The organism is Synechococcus sp. MVIR-18-1, from assembly GCF_014279835.1.
In the GTDB taxonomy this organism is placed as follows: Bacteria; Cyanobacteriota; Cyanobacteriia; order PCC-6307; family Cyanobiaceae; genus Synechococcus_C.
Genome location: NZ_CP047942.1, coordinates 2,416,283 through 2,433,929 on the forward strand (window position 1 = coordinate 2,416,283; position 17,647 = coordinate 2,433,929).

Annotated in this window: 16 protein-coding genes; 10 read left to right on the plus strand and 6 right to left on the minus strand. The window is 56.7% G+C overall.

The annotated features are described in order from the left end of the window. Positions 1–17: 17 nt before the first annotated feature. A complete protein-coding gene (locus tag SynMVIR181_RS12995; protein ID WP_186589521.1) occupies positions 18–1,076 on the minus strand; it encodes a 3-deoxy-7-phosphoheptulonate synthase in 1,059 nt (352 codons plus the stop codon). A gap of 114 nt (positions 1,077–1,190) precedes the next feature. Between SynMVIR181_RS12995 and acnB the strand changes: the two genes are divergently transcribed. The 3 genes from acnB to SynMVIR181_RS13010 all read left to right on the plus strand — a co-directional run bounded on the left by acnB (position 1,191) and on the right by SynMVIR181_RS13010 (position 7,008). After that, a complete protein-coding gene (gene acnB, locus SynMVIR181_RS13000) occupies positions 1,191–3,773 on the plus strand; it encodes a bifunctional aconitate hydratase 2/2-methylisocitrate dehydratase (protein ID WP_186589522.1) in 2,583 nt (860 codons plus the stop codon). A gap of 19 nt (positions 3,774–3,792) precedes the next feature. Beyond that, entirely contained in the window at positions 3,793–5,202 is a 1,410-nt protein-coding gene (locus SynMVIR181_RS13005; RefSeq protein WP_186589523.1) for a ClC family H(+)/Cl(-) exchange transporter, read from the plus strand. A 201-nt stretch (positions 5,203–5,403) separates the two neighbouring features. Continuing rightward, positions 5,404–7,008, plus strand: a complete 1,605-nt coding sequence (locus SynMVIR181_RS13010) for a radical SAM protein (protein WP_255444330.1) — start codon at positions 5,404–5,406, stop codon at positions 7,006–7,008. Here the strand turns inward: SynMVIR181_RS13010 and SynMVIR181_RS13015 are convergent. Both SynMVIR181_RS13015 and purU read right to left on the minus strand, forming a co-directional pair. Then, positions 6,944–8,239: an O-antigen ligase gene (locus SynMVIR181_RS13015; protein ID WP_186590696.1), complete on the minus strand. Its 1,296-nt coding sequence runs from the start codon at positions 8,237–8,239 to the stop codon at positions 6,944–6,946. The two genes, SynMVIR181_RS13010 and SynMVIR181_RS13015, sit on opposite strands and share 65 nt — an antisense overlap. Further along, positions 8,236–9,090 (minus strand): formyltetrahydrofolate deformylase, encoded by an 855-nt coding sequence (gene purU / locus SynMVIR181_RS13020; protein ID WP_186589524.1) that lies wholly within the window; start codon positions 9,088–9,090, stop codon positions 8,236–8,238. Before purU ends, SynMVIR181_RS13015 begins: the two co-directional genes overlap by 4 nt. 100 nt (positions 9,091–9,190) lie before the next feature. Here purU and psbQ point away from each other — a divergent pair, with 100 nt between their 5' ends. From psbQ to pstS, 3 genes are all read left to right on the plus strand, one after another. After that, positions 9,191–9,649 (plus strand): photosystem II protein PsbQ, encoded by a 459-nt coding sequence (gene psbQ, locus SynMVIR181_RS13025; protein WP_186589525.1) that lies wholly within the window; start codon positions 9,191–9,193, stop codon positions 9,647–9,649. Between the two features lie 14 nt (positions 9,650–9,663). Further along, on the plus strand, positions 9,664–10,770 hold the full coding sequence (locus tag SynMVIR181_RS13030; RefSeq protein WP_186589526.1) for an FAD-binding oxidoreductase: 1,107 nt from the start codon (positions 9,664–9,666) through the stop codon (positions 10,768–10,770). An 81-nt stretch (positions 10,771–10,851) separates the two neighbouring features. Beyond that, a complete protein-coding gene (pstS, locus tag SynMVIR181_RS13035) occupies positions 10,852–11,856 on the plus strand; it encodes a phosphate ABC transporter substrate-binding protein PstS (RefSeq protein ID WP_186589527.1) in 1,005 nt (334 codons plus the stop codon). An 87-nt stretch (positions 11,857–11,943) separates the two neighbouring features. On the opposite strand, the gene dnaK is transcribed toward pstS, so the two are convergent. Next, positions 11,944–13,851, minus strand: a complete 1,908-nt coding sequence (dnaK, locus tag SynMVIR181_RS13040; protein WP_186589528.1) for a molecular chaperone DnaK — start codon at positions 13,849–13,851, stop codon at positions 11,944–11,946. A 131-nt stretch (positions 13,852–13,982) separates the two neighbouring features. Between dnaK and SynMVIR181_RS13045 the strand changes: the two genes are divergently transcribed. From SynMVIR181_RS13045 to SynMVIR181_RS13060, 4 genes are all read left to right on the plus strand, one after another. Then, positions 13,983–14,876 carry a shikimate dehydrogenase gene (locus SynMVIR181_RS13045; protein ID WP_186590697.1) on the plus strand — a complete coding sequence of 298 codons (894 nt, stop codon included), beginning with the start codon at positions 13,983–13,985 and terminating at the stop codon, positions 14,874–14,876. Positions 14,877–14,914: 38 nt separating this feature from the next. Beyond that, positions 14,915–15,379: a Tic20 family protein gene (locus SynMVIR181_RS13050; RefSeq protein WP_006854938.1), complete on the plus strand. Its 465-nt coding sequence runs from the start codon at positions 14,915–14,917 to the stop codon at positions 15,377–15,379. A gap of 78 nt (positions 15,380–15,457) precedes the next feature. After that, positions 15,458–15,823 carry a 30S ribosomal protein S6 gene (gene rpsF / locus SynMVIR181_RS13055; protein WP_186524200.1) on the plus strand — a complete coding sequence of 122 codons (366 nt, stop codon included), beginning with the start codon at positions 15,458–15,460 and terminating at the stop codon, positions 15,821–15,823. 41 nt (positions 15,824–15,864) lie between these two features. Further along, positions 15,865–16,179, plus strand: a complete 315-nt coding sequence (locus SynMVIR181_RS13060) for a hypothetical protein (RefSeq protein WP_186589529.1) — start codon at positions 15,865–15,867, stop codon at positions 16,177–16,179. Positions 16,180–16,181: 2 nt separating this feature from the next. Here SynMVIR181_RS13060 and SynMVIR181_RS13065 read toward each other — a convergent pair whose 3' ends face one another. Together SynMVIR181_RS13065 and SynMVIR181_RS13070 are read right to left on the minus strand one after the other, a co-directional pair. Beyond that, entirely contained in the window at positions 16,182–17,387 is a 1,206-nt protein-coding gene (locus tag SynMVIR181_RS13065) for an argininosuccinate synthase (protein WP_186524202.1), read from the minus strand. Continuing rightward, the gene (locus tag SynMVIR181_RS13070; protein WP_186589530.1) at positions 17,387–17,641 is read right to left on the minus strand and encodes a hypothetical protein; all 255 of its coding nucleotides are present in this window, start codon (positions 17,639–17,641) and stop codon (positions 17,387–17,389) included. Before SynMVIR181_RS13070 ends, SynMVIR181_RS13065 begins: the two co-directional genes overlap by 1 nt. Positions 17,642–17,647: the final 6 nt, after the last annotated feature.

The window sequence follows — 17,647 nt, forward strand, 5'->3', positions numbered from 1 at the left end:
ATCCACAAGAGCGGCGCCTAGCTGAACCTTGCCCGAGCGACAGAAGCAGCGAGCTCTCCAAGCAATTCACCAGTGGTTTCAAGACTGATGCATGCATCAGTCACACTCTGCCCATACGTCAGAGAGCTCCTGTCTGCAGACAACTTTTGATTGCCTTCTACAAGGTGGCTTTCAATCATGACTCCCATGACATGGTCCGACTTCTGGTCCACCTGAGAGGCAACTGCTCTTAACACCTCGCTCTGACGGCGAAAGTCTTTGCTCGAATTGGCATGGCTGCAGTCCACCATCAAGCGATCCGGCAGCCCAGCACCCGTGAGCTCGGCAGCTGACTCCTGAATCGCCTCCACGTGGTAATTCGTTCCACGATTGCCACCACGCAAAACCAAGTGCCCATTTGGGTTTCCAGAGGTGCTAACGATCGAGGCATGACCCTCACGATTGATGCCCAGGAAATGATGGGGCTTAGCTGCAGCCTGCATTGCATTGATCGCAATCGTGGCACTGCCATCGGTGCTGTTTTTGTAGCCAATGGGCATCGACAAGCCTGAAGCCATTTCACGATGGGTCTGGCTTTCAGTGGTGCGTGCACCAATCGCTGTCCAGCTGATGAGATCCGCAATGTATTGAGGAACAACAGGATCCAACAGCTCCGTTGCTGTAGGCATTCCTTCTTGAGCCAAATCAAGCAGCAGCGAACGGGCCATCCGCAGCCCCGTATTGATGTCGTAAGAGCCATCGAGATGGGGATCGTTAATCAACCCCTTCCATCCCACGGTGGTACGAGGTTTTTCGAAATACACCCGCATCACAATCTCCAGCTCAGCGGCATGTCTCTCCCGCAAAGGCGCCAAGCGACGGGCGTAGTCGCGAGCCGCATCCACGTCATGCACAGAACAGGGACCAACGATCACCAACAGCCGTCGGTCCAAGCCACTCAGGATGGCTTGAATGCGGCTGCGAGCCGTCACCACTGTCTCTAAAGCCGTTGGATCAATTGGCAGATCGCGATGCAACAGAGCCGGAGGGATCAGTGGTCGGGTGTCCACCACATGGAGATCGTGGGTGGTGGTCATGCCTTGGCCTGAAATTCAGTTCAGATTACGCAAGTCGATCCACCCCAACAAACAACAGAGTGGAACGCTGACCAACAACAATGGTGTGTATCGCTGTCTGCGCCGCCAAAACCGATGCTGAGCTCCTATCGCGAGAACGCCGAGGAACGGGGAAACCAGGGCATCCCACCGCTCCCTCTTGATGCCGCTCAGACCAAGGCCCTCACCGAACTTCTTCAACAACCACCAGCAGGGGAAGATCAAACCTTGCTGCACCTGCTGAGCGAACGCATTCCACCCGGCGTCGATGAAGCGGCCTATGTCAAAGCAACCTGGTTAAGTGCCGTCGCCCAAGGCAAAGCCTCCAGCCCATTGGTGGCCCCTTTGGAGGCGGTGCAACTGCTCGGCACCATGGTGGGTGGATACAACGTTGCCGCACTGATCGAACTGCTGAAGCATCCGAACGAGACACTTGCGAGCTGTGCCGTTCAAGGTCTGAGCCGCACCCTCCTGGTTTACGACGCTTTCAATGACGTCATGGAGCTGGCAGCGAGCAACCGTTACGCCCAACAGGTGGTGGACAGCTGGGCCGCAGCGGAATGGTTTACCCGGCGAGATGAGCTCGCCAAAGAGATCACCGTGTCTGTGTTCAAGGTGGACGGCGAAACCAACACGGACGACCTCTCACCAGCCACCCACGCGACCACACGTCCAGACATCCCATTACACGCCCTGGCGATGTTGGAAACCCGTGATCCCGAGGGACTCAACACCATCGAAACCCTCAAGAAAAAAGGTCATCCCGTGGCCTATGTGGGTGATGTAGTTGGCACCGGAAGCTCTCGAAAAAGCGCCATCAACTCCGTGCTTTGGCACACCGGCAATGACATCCCCCATGTTCCCAACAAGCGCGCCGGCGGGGTGATTATTGGCGGCAAGATTGCCCCCATCTTTTTCAACACAGCAGAAGATTCAGGCGCCTTACCGATTGAGTGTGATGTCAGCGATCTGAACACCGGTGATGTGATCACGATTCGCCCTTACGCCGGCACGATCGAACGCGATGGCACGGTGATCAGCCGTTTTGAACTCAAGCCGAGCACGATCAGCGACGAAGTTCGTGCTGGCGGTCGCATCCCACTCATGATTGGCCGCGCTCTCACCGACAAGGTGCGCAGCCAACTTGGACTCGCCCCTTCTGAAACCTTCATCCGGCCTAGCGCTCCTGCCGATACCGGAAAAGGCTTCACCTTGGCTCAAAAGATGGTGGGCAAAGCCTGCGGTCTTCCAGGCGTCCGTCCCGGCACAAGCTGTGAACCGCTGATGACCACCGTTGGCAGTCAAGACACCACCGGACCCATGACCCGGGACGAAATGAAGGAGTTGGCCTGCCTTGGCTTTTCCGCTGATTTGGTGATGCAGAGCTTCTGCCACACCGCCGCTTACCCCAAACCAGTGGACCTGCAGACCCAGAAAGACTTACCTGATTTCTTTGCCCAACGCGGCGGTGTCGCCCTTCGCCCCGGTGACGGCATCATCCACAGCTGGCTTAATCGCATGCTTTTGCCCGACACCGTGGGCACAGGGGGTGACAGCCACACCCGTTTCCCGCTCGGTATTTCTTTTCCAGGAGGTTCCGGGGTTGTGGCCTTTGCTGCCGCAATCGGTGCCATGCCGCTCGACATGCCCGAATCGGTCTTGGTCCGGTTCAGCGGCTCTCTTCAGTCGGGGGTCACACTCCGCGATGTGGTGAATGCGATCCCCTGGGTGGCGATCCAAAAGGGTCTGCTCACCGTGGAGAAATCCAACAAGAAAAATGTCTTCAATGGCCGGATCATGGAAATTGAAGGATTGCCAGATCTCAAGCTGGAGCAAGCCTTCGAGCTCACAGACGCCACGGCAGAACGCTCTTGCGCAGGCTGCACCATCAAATTGTCCGAGGCCACAGTGAGTGAATATCTGAGCAGCAATGTGGCGCTGCTCAAAAACATGATTGCGCGCGGCTACAGCGATGCCCGCACCCTGGCGCGACGGATCAAGGTGATGGAGGACTGGCTGGCCAACCCCCAACTCCTTCAGGCGGATGACGACGCTCAATACGCCGAAGTGATTGAGATCAATCTCGATGAGCTCACCGAACCCGTCCTCGCCTGCCCGAACGATCCCGACAACGTGAAACTGCTCAGCGAAGTGGCTGGCGAAGCCGTTCAAGAGGTCTTCATCGGCTCTTGCATGACCAACATCGGCCACTACCGCGCCGCGGCCAAAGTTCTCGAAGAGGCCGGCGACATCGCCGCCAGGCTCTGGGTTTGCCCGCCCACACGCATGGACGAGGACATGCTCAAGCAAGAGGGCTACTACGCCACGTTTGAAGCGGCCGGCAGCCGCATGGAAATGCCTGGCTGCTCGCTCTGCATGGGCAATCAAGCCCGGGTGGATGACAACACCACCGTGTTCTCCACGAGCACCCGCAACTTCAACAACCGGCTTGGCAAAGGAGCACAGGTTTTCCTCGGCAGCGCCGAATTAGCCGCTGTTTGCGCCCTGCTCGGGCGCATTCCCACACCCGATGAGTACCAAAGGATCGCCGCTGAAAAGATCGACCCACTCTCCGCAGAGCTCTACCGCTATCTCAACTTCGACCAGATCGATAACTTTGTGGAACAAGGTCGGGTGCTGAGCGCTTCGGAACAAGCGGAGGTCATGGCCGGCGCCTAGACGGCGTCTGCTTAAAGCCATGACTGCAGCTAGCGACCTAAAAGAAAAACAAGATCCATCCGGTTCGAGTCGGAGCATTCGCCGGCTGCTGGAACGCCGCTGGCTGGTGGTTGTGCTCGCCTTGATGTTCACGGGCCTTGGCGCAGCCCTCACCGGGGTGTTGTTCAAGGTGGGCATCAAAGTTTTAGGTGCCTGGCGCCTGGAACTGCTGGCAGACCTTCCTGCTTGGGCCGTTCTGCCTTGCTTAGGCGCAACAGGTGGTTTGGTGTCTGGATTGCTGGTTTCTCGGCTGGCACCATCAGCAGGTGGATCCGGAATCACCCACATCATGGGATTCCTGAACCATCGGGCCGTCCCGATGGGTCTCAAGGTGGGCTTGGTCAAATTGGTTGCCGGAATCGTCGCCATCGGCAGTGGCTTCCCCCTCGGACCGGAAGGTCCCGCCGTTCAGATGGGGGGATCGGTGGCCTGGCAACTTGCGCGTTGGCTAAGAGCACCTGCGGCATTCCGTCGCGTGATCGTCGCAGCGGGCGGTGGAGCAGGGATTGCGGCCGTATTTCACGCTCCGATAGGCGGTTTTTTTTACGCCATTGAGGAATTACTGCACTCCGTAAGACCAGTCGTAATGCTGCTGGTGATCGTCACCACCTTTTTGGCGGATGCCTGGGCGGATGTGTTGGGGTTAGCGGGTTTAAGCACAGGTGGTAGCGGGCTGAACACTGGCCTTGGCTTTCAGCTGGAGAAGGAATACGAACCACTGGTGAGTTTTTTACCCATCGATCTGGGATACCTGATCGGACTGGGCGTTGTTGTGGGTGTCTTGGCCGAGCTGTATTGCCGCTATGTCATCGCCATGCAGAAACAAGGGCATCGTTGGTTCGGTGACCGCCTCGTTCTGCGCATGGTGATCAGCGGAGCACTTCTAGGGGGGGTGTATTCATGTCTCCCCTCCGAATTTCACAACCTCCAAGGATTACAAGACCTCATCGGTGATGGGAAAGCTGATATTCCAATGGCGCTCGGCACCTTTGTGGTGCTGTTTTTCAGTACGGGATTAGCAGCAGCGTCTGGTGCACCTGGAGGCTTGTTTTTCCCAATGCTCACCCTGGGCGGTGCCATCGGCCTCGCCTGTGGGATTTGGGTGGAAGCACTCACTGGCCACGTGCCCAGCACCTATGTCTTTGCGGGGATGGGAGCCTTCGTAGCCAGTTGTTCACGCACGCCGATTACGGCCATGTTTTTAGCCTTCGCTCTAACCAAGGATTTGTTGGTTCTAAAACCAATTCTGGTGGCCTGTTTGGCGAGTTTTCTGATCGCACGCCTGTTTGATCACCGCTCGATCTACGAGAGACAAATGGAGCTCGAATTTCTAGAGGAAGATCACCTCCAAGCCGAAATTGAACGACGAAGAGGCATTCAGCATGAATGAGCTGGCTCGACGCGGCGGCAACAACTGACCCCAAACACAGCAATCCTCGATAGCTGAAATGGCCATAGCAAGGGATCAGGGATCCATCGCGTTGCCTGCTCCGTTGATCCTGCAGGATGAAACCGTGATGCACGGGCTCTGCTGAACCGCGAAACCCTCCTGTTTGAACCTGCTGTAGCCGAGGTAGGTGCACTGAAAACAGTGCTGGCCTTCCCCAGCACCTACACCGTGGGCATCACCAGCCTTGGCTACCAGCTCGTATGGGCCAGCTTGGCCATGCGCTCCGATCTCGATGTCAGGAGGCTCTTTACAGATCAAGGGGATCCTCAACACCGTCGCTGTGATCTCTTTGGCCTCTCTCTGAGCTGGGAGCTGGATGGGCCTGTTCTTTTGGATCTCCTGGAACAACAACGGATTCCCCTTTGGAGCCATGAACGTGGTGATCAGGATCCAATCGTGTTCGGTGGCGGTCCCGTTCTGACGGCCAACCCCGAACCGCTAGCCCCGTTTTTTGATGTTGTGCTGCTCGGGGATGGAGAAGAGCTGCTGCCCGCCTTCATCGACGCCCTGCAGCAGGTGCGAGACGAATCCCGTCAAAAGCGCCTTCGTTATTTAGCGCAGATTCCTGGCATCTATGTGCCCGATCTGCATGCTCCACAATTCAGTGCCGACGGCGCCTTTGTGGGGATCAAACCCAGAGAGGCAGATCTACCTGAGCGCATCGCGAAACAAACCTGGAGGGGCAACACCCTGAGCCACTCCACAGTGATCACCCCCGAAGCCGCCTGGCCCGACATTCACATGGTGGAGGTGGTGCGCAGCTGCCCAGAACTCTGTCGCTTTTGCTTGGCGAGTTACCTCACCTTGCCCTTCCGAACCCCATCTCTTGATGACGGCCTGATTCCTGCGGTTGAGAAAGGGCTTAAAGCAACCCGGCGTCTCGGATTATTGGGTGCCTCGGTGACCCAACATCCCCAATTCAGCGATTTGCTGCAGTGGCTGGATCAAGACCGCTTTGATGACTTGCGCGTGAGTGTCAGCTCCGTGCGCGCTGCCACCGTGACACCTCAGTTAGCTGAAACCTTGAGTCGCCGCGGAAGCAAGTCGGTGACGATCGCCATCGAAAGCGGAAGTGATCGAATGAGGCGCGTCGTGAATAAGAAACTCAGCCGGGAGGAAATCAGCGCCGCAGCCCGTTATGCAAAAGAAGGAGGACTGAAAAGCCTCAAGCTCTACGGAATGGTGGGACTCCCCACGGAGCAAGACGAGGACATCGAAGCCACCGCCGACCTGCTTCTGGATCTAAAAAAACAAACTCCAGGCCTGCGCTTCACCTTGGGGGTGAGCACCTTTGTGCCAAAAGCCCACACACCATTTCAGTGGCAAGGGGTTCGGCCAGAAGCCGACAAACGCCTCAAACGACTCGCCAAACGGCTCAAACCGAAGGGTGTGGAACTGCGTCCTGAGAGCTACGGCTGGAGCGTGATCCAAGCCCTGCTCTCCCGCAGTGATCGTCGACTCGCACCAGTGATTGCCGCAGTGAGGGGCTCTCAAGAGAGTCTTGGTGGCTGGAAAAAGGCCTATCGCGCAGCACGAGCAGAAGAATTACCAGCCGCTAGCTCTGCCGGAGTGCCTTTGCCCCGCCCTCCCGCCTGGGAGGAAGTTGTGCATGAAACCTGGTCAGACGACCACATTCTTCCCTGGTGCCATCTGGATGGTCCCCTTCCCAACGAAACGCTTCTCAAGCATCAACACCAAGCGCTGAGTCCAGAGAACGCTCCTGACGACGCTCCTCACTCGGTCTGAGCAAACAGCGCAGTCCCGCCAACAAAATCCAGCCAGCAATATTCACGCGGCTATCAAAAAACGGCAGATCGGTGCCGTGCAAAACCAACAAGGTGAGCACTGCTGCCCACCAAGCACGATCAAACAACCGTCTGAGCCCACGACGAAGCGCCACGATCAACAAGGCCAGCACCAACCCCGCCACCAAAGCCGCCACCGGTAAGCCATGGGCAATGGCCAGTTCAAGGGGAAGGTTGTGGGCATGCCCATGCCATTTCCCTGTTCTGAGTGGATAAATCACCGAAAAAGCCGCTGCCCCCCATCCCAGCCAGGGCCTCTCAGCAATCAACTGAACAGCCACACCCCACTGACTCAGGCGCGTAGACGCAAGAACGCGCTCACCAGCGTGCTGACTATCACTGAGCCGGCCCCAGATCCCCTCTGGCACCAGCGACCGTGCGGGGACCTGAATCAACAACGGCATCCCAGGCACAACAGACACAATCAACACCCCAAGGCCAACCGCCAACAGCGGTACAAGCCAAGGCCAGCTGATCGGACCCAACACAATCGGGAGCGCCAGCACCAAAGCACCCCAGCCATTGCGCGACTCGGTGAGCACGAGGGCCGTCACAAAAGAGACCACCAGGCCCAGAACAACAGCCCGCCGCAGCTTGCTCAGGCCCGGTTGAATCAGTGCTGCAAGCGCCAAGGGCCAAACCAGTGCCAACCAGGCGGCGGCGATATTGGCGTAATCAAACAGCCCGGACAGACGTCCTTCTGGTTCTCCACCAGGGGTCATGAACCAAATAATCGATCCGCCCAAGACTTGCCAGGGGCCTTGCCAGCCCCACCAAAGTTGCCCCAAACCCGTCAACACCACTGGGAAGCTACCCGCCACCAACCAAAGCGCAGAGCGACGGCGTGCCTCAGCCGAGCTGACGTAGGGCTGAAAGCCCCAAAACGCCCAAAAGAACGGCAACCAGTTCCCCATGCCCACCCAGGCGAGGGATCCGGAATAGGAGCCAAAGCATCCGATCACCATCAACAACGACGCCAAAAACAAGGGCGCATTCCAAGGGTCACGCCAAAACGGTCGCTCGCTCCTCCAACTGCTCATCAGCAGAGAGGGAAATAACAACAGGCTGGCCAGCAGTGCCGAAGAGGGCAGGAAGAACAAGCCAATCTGGAAACATCGCCAACCCCAACGCGATGCTTCAAGCGGGCGGGACGCATCGATTCGCTGGATCACGCGAACACCGCCGTACGACCGCGATACACCATGACCTGACGGCACAAATGCAAGCGCAGAGCCCTGGCCAAGGCCAACCGCTCCGTATCCCGACCCTTGCGGATCAAATCCTCCACCTCATCGCGGTGACTCACAGAAAGGGTGGCCTGCTCAATGATCGGACCATCATCCAACTGTTCCGTGACGTAATGCGCCGTCGCACCAATCAGTTTCACGCCCCGATCCCAGGCGCGGTGATACGGCTGAGCGCCTTTAAACGCCGGTAAGAACGAGTGATGGATATTGATCACCTGGGGGAAGCGCTTTAAAAATTCGCCACTCAGTACCTGCATATATTTCGCTAACACCGCGAGCTCAATGTCCTGCTCTTCAAGGAGGTCAAGAATTCGGGCTTCAGCGTCCCGCTTGGTTGCGGGCGTGACCGGTACGTGAACAAATCGCCCCCCAAAGTCACCACAGAGTGGTTCCAATTCGGGATGATTGGAGATCACCAAAGCAACCTCCATCGGCAATTCACCACTGCGAGAGCGCCAGAGCAAATCCAGCAAACAGTGGCTCTGCTTACTCACAAAGATCGCAACACGGGGCAACGCGTCGGAGAAGTGAAGCTGTGCCTCCCCACCTAGACGCTCTGCGAGGGCACGAACCGCTGGCTCTATGGCATGCCGAGGCAATCCGAAACCATCAAGCTCCCACTCAATCCGACTTAAAAACAACCCCGCACCCGAGTCGGTGTGATGGTCAGCGTGACGAATGTTTCCACCATTGGCCGCCACCCATCCAGCCAGCTCACTGACGAGTGCTGACCGATCAGGACAGATCAGTTGAAGGATGACCGTTGACCCGTTCACGCTCAGCAGAAATTCACAAGTTCATTCTCTCTTGGCAGTCCGTGCTCAGGGATCGGAACAACGCAGGTAAACTCGCGTCCTCCCTTCTTTCCCTTTCCCCATGCTGAGCGCCCTGCGTCGCATCGCTGCGTTTTGCCTCTGCGTGTGCCTCTGCTTCGGCCTCGCGGCCTGCAGCGGTAATGGCAATGCCAAGCCCGCAACGATTAGCCCTGAAGACATGGCAGTCATCCGCAGGCAGGCTGAGGGATTCACGCAAGCCCAAGAACGTCTTCCAGATCTGGCAGCCCTCGTCAATCAGCGCGATTGGACTTTTACCCGCAACCTGATTCACGGACCCATGCAAGAGGTTGGTCGCGAGATGTTGTACATCAATCAACGCCTCCTTCCAACCGATCGCGCCGAAGCCAACAAATTGGCAACAAAGCTCAAAGAAGCTCTCGCTGATGTGGATGAGGCCGCCCGTCTCCAAGATGGAACACGCTTGCAAAAGTCCTACACATCCGTTGCAACGGGTTTTGCTAATTACGCTCGCGTTATTCCCGCTGAAGCTCTGAGCTGATTATCTCGATTGCCGTGATTGGTGCTGGTGCCGTCGGCGCCGGCACGGCTTGGCATTTAGCCCGTCAAGGACACGACGTCACGCTGATTGATCCGTCATTAGACGCACCTCTTCAGCGCAGCAACAGCCATGACCAAGCCCTCAATGGCACGGCTGCTTCACTTGGCGTCTTGATGGGGAACGTGTTTCGTCGATCCAGCGGACGTGCTTGGCGGCTGCGTCAACGCAGCATGGAACTCTGGCCTCAATGGGTGGAGAGGCTCAACCATCCCGAGTCCCCCCTGCAGCTCGACACTCCACTGATCCAGCTGGCTTCTAGCTCCTTGGAATCAGAACGCATGCAGAGTCTTGCCAAGCAACGCCCCGAGCTTGGACTCGAAAGCTTCAGCTCAGAGAGCACAGAGGCTCTGCAAACGTCCGATCAGATTCCCTGGCCCAATCCTGGGCACGGAGGATTGTGTTCCCAAAACGACGGACGGATTGATCCCTTCGCCCTGCAACGGGCGTTACGACGGAGCCTCAAGGCCGAAAAGGTGGCTCTTCTACCAGCTCGCGTGACGACGCTCCATCGCCCGAATCCAGGTGATGGAAACCGCTGGCGCCTGGACCTGAACACAGGCCACAACACTTACTGCGACGTTGTTGTGATCTGCACAGCCTTAGCCAGTGCACAGTTGTTGCAACCTCTAGGGCACGCGTTCCCGATGGAAGCAGTCCTAGGCCAGGTGCTGGACCTTGAAGTGTCGGCCACCACTAAGGCCTGGGATCACTGGCCAGCAGTGCTGGTCTGCAACGGAATCAATCTGATTCGTCATGGAGACAACAGGCTTTGGCTGGGCGCAACCCTCGAACAAGGTGAGGAACCTTCCGCCAATGAACCTTCAATCATGCGCCGATTGGATGGCCTGGCACCGAACTGGCTGCAACAGGCTGAGGTCGTTGATCAATGGCATGGCCTCAGGGCCAGACCCTCGGGACGGCCAGCTCCATTGCTTGAGGTGTTGGAGCCAGGCTTGATTTTGGCCAGCGGTCATTATCGAAACGGCGTTCTTTTGGCGCCTGCTACGGCAGACTGGGTTGGTCAGCAAATGATGTCTACAACGAAGATTCCAGCCTCCTGACCCTGTCTTAACTCGATCGTTATTGGTCTTTGACACCTCAGATGTAGAGATGACATGCAAGTAAAACGCTCATTTGGCCTCATGCGTCGCCATTCCTTGAACCGTTCCAGCACGACACTGATCGGTGTTGCAGCAGCTTTCAGTCTTGCTGCCTGCGCGTCGAGCGATCAGGGAACTGGCAACCAACAGGGCCGTCTATCAGCCGCAGGGGCATCATTCCCAGCTGCGATTTACCAACGCTGGTTCCAAGATCTGGCGCCCCAAGGAATCCAGGTCAACTACCAATCCATTGGATCAGGTGCGGGAGTCCGTCAATTCACTGCTGGCACCGTTGATTTCGGGGCCTCTGACAAGCCCATGCAGGCCGAGGCCATTGCCAAAGTGAGTCGCGGCGTCGTTCAGGTGCCGATGACAGCAGGCGCCATTGCGGTGGCTTACCAGAATCCAGGCTGTGAATTGAAGCTCACGCGAGAGCAACTCGCTGGAATCTTTTTAGGCACCATTCGTGACTACAGCGCATTGGGTTGCCAATCCAAAGCAATCAAGGTGGTGCATCGCTCCGATGGCTCTGGCACCACGTACAACTTCACCAAGCACCTCTCTGCCATCAGTCCGAAATGGAGCAACGCTGTAGGCGCCAGTAAATCCGTGCAATGGCCTACAGGTGTAGGTGCCAAAGGCAACGAGGGTGTGGCCGCCCAACTCACCCAGATCGATGGCGGGATTGGCTATGTCGAGCTGGCCTACGTCAAAGGTGATCTACAGGCGGCGGCTGTTCAAAACGGCTCAGGACAACAGGTGGTACCCACTAATGCCTCGGCAAGCAAAGCCTTGGGTTCGATCGACCTCGGACCCAATCTCATCGGTAGCAATGCCAACCCTATGGAGGGCTATCCCATCGTGACCTTCACTTGGGTGCTTGCCTACGCCAACGGCAACGGCAGCAACACGGCCGTACTCAAATCAACGTTCGATTACATGTTGTCTGAGGTATCACAGGCGAAAGCACCCGAGCTGGGCTACGTCTCCCTTCCCCCAGAGGTGATCGTTCAAGCCAAGGCAGCGGCGAATACGATTAAGGAGTAACAGCAATACGCGGAATGAAGGCATAAAAAAGGGGGACCAATGTCCCCTTTTTTTATAGTCTGATTGAATCAAAAACCAAGGCTTGAATTACTTGGTTTCTGTGAATTCAGCATCGATGACATCATCAGAATTGCTAGATCCATCGCCAGAGTTACTAGCTGCGCCCTCTTCACCAGAAGCTGCAGCTTCCGCACCAGCCTGTTGGTAAACAGATGCACCAACGGTGTAGAGCTCCTGCTGTAACTCCTCAAGGAGGGTCTTCATCGACTCAAAGTCCTCTTTTTCAGTCGCTTCCTTGAGCTTGGCGGCCTTCTCTTCAACCTTGGCCTTGGCCTCGGCATCAACCTTGTCGCCGAGTTCAGCCAGCTGCTTTTCAGCCTGATACGCGAGAGTTTCAGCCTGATTCTTCAGGTCGATTTTCTCGCGCTTCTCCTTATCAGCACTGGCATTACTCTCGGCATCCTTCACCATCTTCTCGACTTCATTGTCAGAAAGGGTGGAGGCTCCTGTGATCGAGATCGACTGCTCCTTGCCGCTGCCCTTGTCCTTCGCGGTCACGCTGAGGATGCCATTGGCGTCAATGTCAAACGTGACTTCAATCTGAGGCACACCACGAGGGGCAGCTGGGATGCCATCGAGACGGAAGGTGCCAAGACTCTTGTTATCTGAGGCCATCTCGCGCTCACCCTGGAGCACGTGAATCTCAACGTTGGTTTGACCATCCACAGCAGTGGAATACGTCTCTGATTTTTTGGTTGGAACGGTGGTGTTCCTCGTGATCATTTTCGTCATCACCCCACCAAGCGTCTCGACGCCTAGGGATAGGGGTGTGACATCCAGCAGCAGGATGTCTTTGACTTCACCAGCCAAAACACCACCTTGAATGGCGGCACCGATCGCCACCACCTCATCAGGGTTCACGGTCTGGTTGGGGTCCTTGCCAGTGGTGCGCTTCACAAGCTCGAGCACAGCCGGGATCCGGGTGGAGCCACCCACCATCACAATCTCGTCAAGCTCACTTGATGAGAGCTTTGCGTCTTTCAGAGCCTGCTCAACCGGGATGCGGCAACGATCGATCAGCGTGGAAGCCAACTCTTCAAACTTGCCGCGCGTCAGGGTGAGATCAAGATGCTTAGGTCCCTCCGGGGTCGCCGTAATAAAGGGCAAATTGATTTCGCTCTGGGTCGCACTCGACAGCTCAATTTTCGCCTTCTCAGCAGCTTCGGTTAGACGCTGCAGAGCCTGCTTGTCCTGACGGAGATCTATACCTTCGTTGGATTTGAAACTGTTGGCGAGATGGTCAACAATCACCTTGTCGAAGTCATCACCACCAAGGTGCGTGTCACCCGAAGTGGAGAGCACTTCAAACACACCATCTCCAACTTCCAGCACAGACACATCAAAGGTGCCGCCGCCAAGGTCGAACACAAGGATGCGTTCGTTGCTCTTTTTATCGAGGCCGTAGGCCAACGCCGCAGCTGTTGGCTCATTAATGATGCGCAGCACTTCCAGGCCTGCGATCTTGCCGGCGTCTTTTGTGGCCTGGCGCTGCGAATCGTTGAAGTAAGCGGGAACGGTAATCACCGCTTGGGTCACGGTTTCACCGAGGTACTTACCGGCGTCTTCGGCCAGCTTGCGCAGCACCTGGGCACTCACCTCTTCAGGGGCGAACTGCTTGTCGAGAACGGGGCACTTGACTTTCACATTGGAGCCGGCCTTTTCAACGCCGTAGCTCACCTCTTTTGATTCCTCGTTGACCTCATCAACGCGGCGACCAATGAAGCGCTTGACAGAATAAAACGTGTTGTCGGTGTTCATCACCGCTTGACGCTTCGCGATCTGACCGACCAGCTGATCCTGATTTTTTGTGTAGGCCACCACCGATGGAGTGGTGCGGAAGCCCTCAGCATTGGCGATCACGGTGGGCTTGCCGCCCTCCATCACCGAGACACAACTGTTGGTGGTACCTAAATCAATGCCGACAACCTTGCCCATCAGTGCCCTCCTATCTCTCGAAAAAGTGTGACTAGAACTTGTGCATCTTCGTCAGAGACATCACCAAGAGGCGAGGTGTGGTTCCCGAACAGCCCGAACGGCAGGCTGGTCACGGACTGCCAAACAAAGGAATGATCAGCGGAACCACATCACTGGTCGCACTGTTGGGACAACCAGTGAGCCACTCACTCTCACCGGTGATGCAAAACGCAGCCCTGAAGGCGATGGGGCTCGACTGGAGCTTCATGGCCCTGCCCTGCAGCGCTGATGATCTCGCCACCGTGCTCAAGGGAATGGAGGCCGTGGGGTGCCGTGGCCTCAACGTCACCATCCCCCACAAACAGGCCGTCTCCTTGCTCTGTGACGAACTCAGTCCGCTGGCTCAACGACTCGGGGCCGTGAATACCCTCACTCCATTGGTCAATGGTGGCTGGCACGGACACAACACCGACGTAGAAGGTTTTTTGGCCCCGCTCCTACAGAACAACGCGAACTGGAGCGGAACACGAACTGTGGTGTTGGGGTGTGGCGGCAGCGCCCGAGCCGTTGTAGCGGGATTGCAGGACTTAAAACCAAGCGAGATCACAATCGTGGGGCGTCGGGCTGAAACGCTCCACCCGTTTTGCAACGATCTCCAGCAAGGCAGACCAGCCAACAGTGTTCTGTTACAACCACTTTTAGACACTGACCCGCACCTTCAAACCCGAATTCAGCAAGCGGATCTAGTGGTCAACACCACCCCAGTTGGCATGAGCAGCCATCAGCCTGATCGAGGTCCCGCCCTGCCGCTCGGCCTGGACATTTGGGACAAGCTCAACGCTCAGACCGTGCTCTACGACCTCATCTACACACCACGGCCCACGCCATGGTTAGAGCGCGGGAAGAGGTTGGGCTGCCGCACCTATGACGGCTTGGAAATGCTTGTGCAGCAAGGAGCCGCCGCTCTGCGGCGTTGGAGCGGCATCGATGAGGTTCCAGTAGACGCGATGCGGGAAGCAGCACTCAAAAATCTGAGCCATCCCTAAACGCCGCCTAGCCTTAAAGCACTCATCAGCTTCAACCTGTGCCCATCCCCATCTGGCAGCGCCTGCTTGGTTTGTTGGTTTACGTGTTGCCATGGAGCGATGCCATCCCCATCGGCCAACATCTGCTCATTCAGTTTCCTGTGTTGCAGTGGCTGACCCTGCCGGCCTTGCCTCTGTTCATTTTGGAACGGGGTATTCCTTTCGGTCTTGGGAATCTTCTGGTGTTTTTCTTGCTGTTCTTGGCGGTGGTGAGGAATCCAAACGTTCCCTACTTCATTCGCTTCAACACCTTGCAAGCGCTGTTGGTTGACATCATTGTGGTGATCATTAGCTATGCGTTCGCCATCCTGCCTATCGGTGGCGGACTGATGATGCGCACCCTTTCCAGCACTGTTGTTGTAGGTGTTCTGGCGGTTGTGATCTTTGCCCTAATCGAGTGTTCTCGAGGCCGTGAGCCCGACCTACCGGGCTTAAGTCAAGCGGTTCGCATGCAGTTGTACTGATTCCCATAACACCAGGCGATATGGTGGTAGATCCGTCGCTCATTCACTGAGCCTTCAGTCCCCGTCGGATCTGTCTCCATGACCCAACAGCCTTACTACGAGACCATGTACATCCTCCGTCCGGACATCCCGGAAGAGGAAGTTGAGTCTCACGTGACCAAATACCGCGACATCTTGACTGAGACGGGTGCCGAGGTTCTCGACAACCAAATGAAAGGCAAGCGTCGTCTGGCCTATCCGATTGCCAAGCACAAAGAAGGCATCTACGTGCAGCTGAGCCATAACGGTGATGGCCAACAAGTGGGCGTTATCGAAAAAGCAATGCGTCTCAGTGAAGATGTGATTCGCTACCTCACCGTGAAGCAAGAAGGTCCATTGCCTGCTCCTCGCGTTGCACCTGGAACAGAAGCACCAGCCGAACCTGAAGCTGCTGCTCCTGCCTGACGGCCATTGTGCAAGCCATGGACGGGCGATAAGGTCCGCCCATGGCCGATCAGGACTCCAACTATTGCTCACCTCCACCGGTCTGGAAAGCCGCCAGGCCACCAAGTGGTGACCTCGAAGCACTCAAAGCCAGGGTGCATGAACTGGAAGAGCAGGTCAGGGACTACGAAGCGCTGTTGAGCGAACTCCCCGACCTCTTTGAACGCAAATTCCAACAGAGATTGGAACCGCTGTTGGAGCGCTATCGGTTGCTAGCTCAGGCTCAGCAATTGAGGGCAGCACCGCCGGAAGCCGAAATCGTTCCTTTGCCCTTACGAGCCGATCGACAAGGCCAAAGAAACAACATCGCAGCCTGATCTCAACGCCGATGCTTGGCGGCCCACAAGCGTGTGGGTAAGCCCCAAACGTAGATAAAGCCTTCAGCAGCACGATGATCAAATTTATCTTCGCTGCCGTATGAAGCCATCTCGGGGACGTACAAGCTGTTGGCTGCAGAAGCTCTCCCCGTGACCGTGGCATTGCCCTTGTGAAGCTTGAGGCGCACGACCCCATTCACATGGATCTGGGTGCGATCCATAAAGCCATCAAGAGCCTCTTTAAGAGGGCCAAACCAAAGGCCCTGATACACGAGATCTGCCCATTGCATCTCAAGCTGTCGCTTGGTCCGCAACACATCGGCAGCAAGAGTGAGACTCTCCAACTCCTGATGCGCCTGAATCAACAGCAGCAACCCAGGCGTTTCGTAAATCTCCCGACTTTTAATCCCCACCACACGGTTCTCGATCATGTCGAGACGACCAATGCCATGGGTGCCTGCCAAACGGTTGGCTTCTCGGATCAGCGCAACGGGATCCAGCCCTTTGCCATTGATGGCAACAGGATTTCCGCCTTCAAACTGGATCTCGATCTCCTCGGCATCGTTAGGGGCTTGATCCACGGAACGGGTCATCGCAAAGACCTCTTCTGGTGGCGCCACCATCGGATCTTCCAAGGGACCAGCTTCAATGCTGCGCCCGAGCAGGTTGAGATCGATCGAATAAGGAGATTTTTTGCTCACGGGAGACGGCATGCCAAATCGCTCGCCATAAGCGATCGTTTCCTCTCGGCTCATCCCCCATTCACGGGCTGGGGTTAATACCTTCAAGTCGGGGGCAAGCGATGCAATCGCAACATCAAATCGCACCTGATCGTTTCCCTTGCCCGTACAACCATGGGCCACAGCATCAGCTCCTACCTCCCGTGCCACCTCTACTAGGCGACGGGCAATCAAGGGGCGAGCAAGGGCCGTTGAGAGGGGATAACGACCCTCATAAAGAGCATTGGCGCGAATCGCCGGAAAGGCAAAGTCCTCGATGAAGGGCTTAATCAGATCACCAACCAAAGACTGACTGGCTCCAGCTTCGAGTGCTTTGAGTCGTATCGGTTCCAGTTCATCGCCCTGACCGAGATCAGCGGCGAAAGTGATCACCTCCTCAACACCCCATTCCTGCTTGAGGTAAGGGATGCAGACGCTGGTGTCCACCCCACCGGAATAAGCGAGAACGACCTTGGTTGCGCGTCCCATCAGGTGGACTCCTGCTCTGAATCAGATTGCACTGATTCTCCACTCCCGCCGGCCCGCTGGAGCGGCTGTGGAGCCAGCCGAGCAAGCCAAAACAGCCAAAGCGCCATTAAAAAGGCAGGAACAAACAACAGCGCAAGCACTGGAACCGTAGTCACCACAAGCGGATCTGGATGCAAGCGCCCCCACTTCCACAGGCCAAAACTCAGGAACAAAGCCCCGCCCCACACAGAGAGGAGCAGCCACACCTTGACCAAAAGACG

Coding starts and splice junctions, on each gene's coding strand:
- SynMVIR181_RS12995 (WP_186589521.1), bottom strand. CDS start 1,076: ATGACCACCACCCACGATCTCCATGTGGTGGACACCCGACCACTGATC.
- acnB (WP_186589522.1), top strand. CDS start 1,191: ATGCTGAGCTCCTATCGCGAGAACGCCGAGGAACGGGGAAACCAGGGC.
- SynMVIR181_RS13005 (WP_186589523.1), top strand. CDS start 3,793: ATGACTGCAGCTAGCGACCTAAAAGAAAAACAAGATCCATCCGGTTCG.
- psbQ (WP_186589525.1), top strand. CDS start 9,191: ATGCTGAGCGCCCTGCGTCGCATCGCTGCGTTTTGCCTCTGCGTGTGC.
- pstS (WP_186589527.1), top strand. CDS start 10,852: ATGCGTCGCCATTCCTTGAACCGTTCCAGCACGACACTGATCGGTGTT.
- dnaK (WP_186589528.1), bottom strand. CDS start 13,851: ATGGGCAAGGTTGTCGGCATTGATTTAGGTACCACCAACAGTTGTGTC.
- SynMVIR181_RS13045 (WP_186590697.1), top strand. CDS start 13,983: ATGATCAGCGGAACCACATCACTGGTCGCACTGTTGGGACAACCAGTG.
- rpsF (WP_186524200.1), top strand. CDS start 15,458: ATGACCCAACAGCCTTACTACGAGACCATGTACATCCTCCGTCCGGAC.
- SynMVIR181_RS13060 (WP_186589529.1), top strand. CDS start 15,865: ATGGCCGATCAGGACTCCAACTATTGCTCACCTCCACCGGTCTGGAAA.
- SynMVIR181_RS13065 (WP_186524202.1), bottom strand. CDS start 17,387: ATGGGACGCGCAACCAAGGTCGTTCTCGCTTATTCCGGTGGGGTGGAC.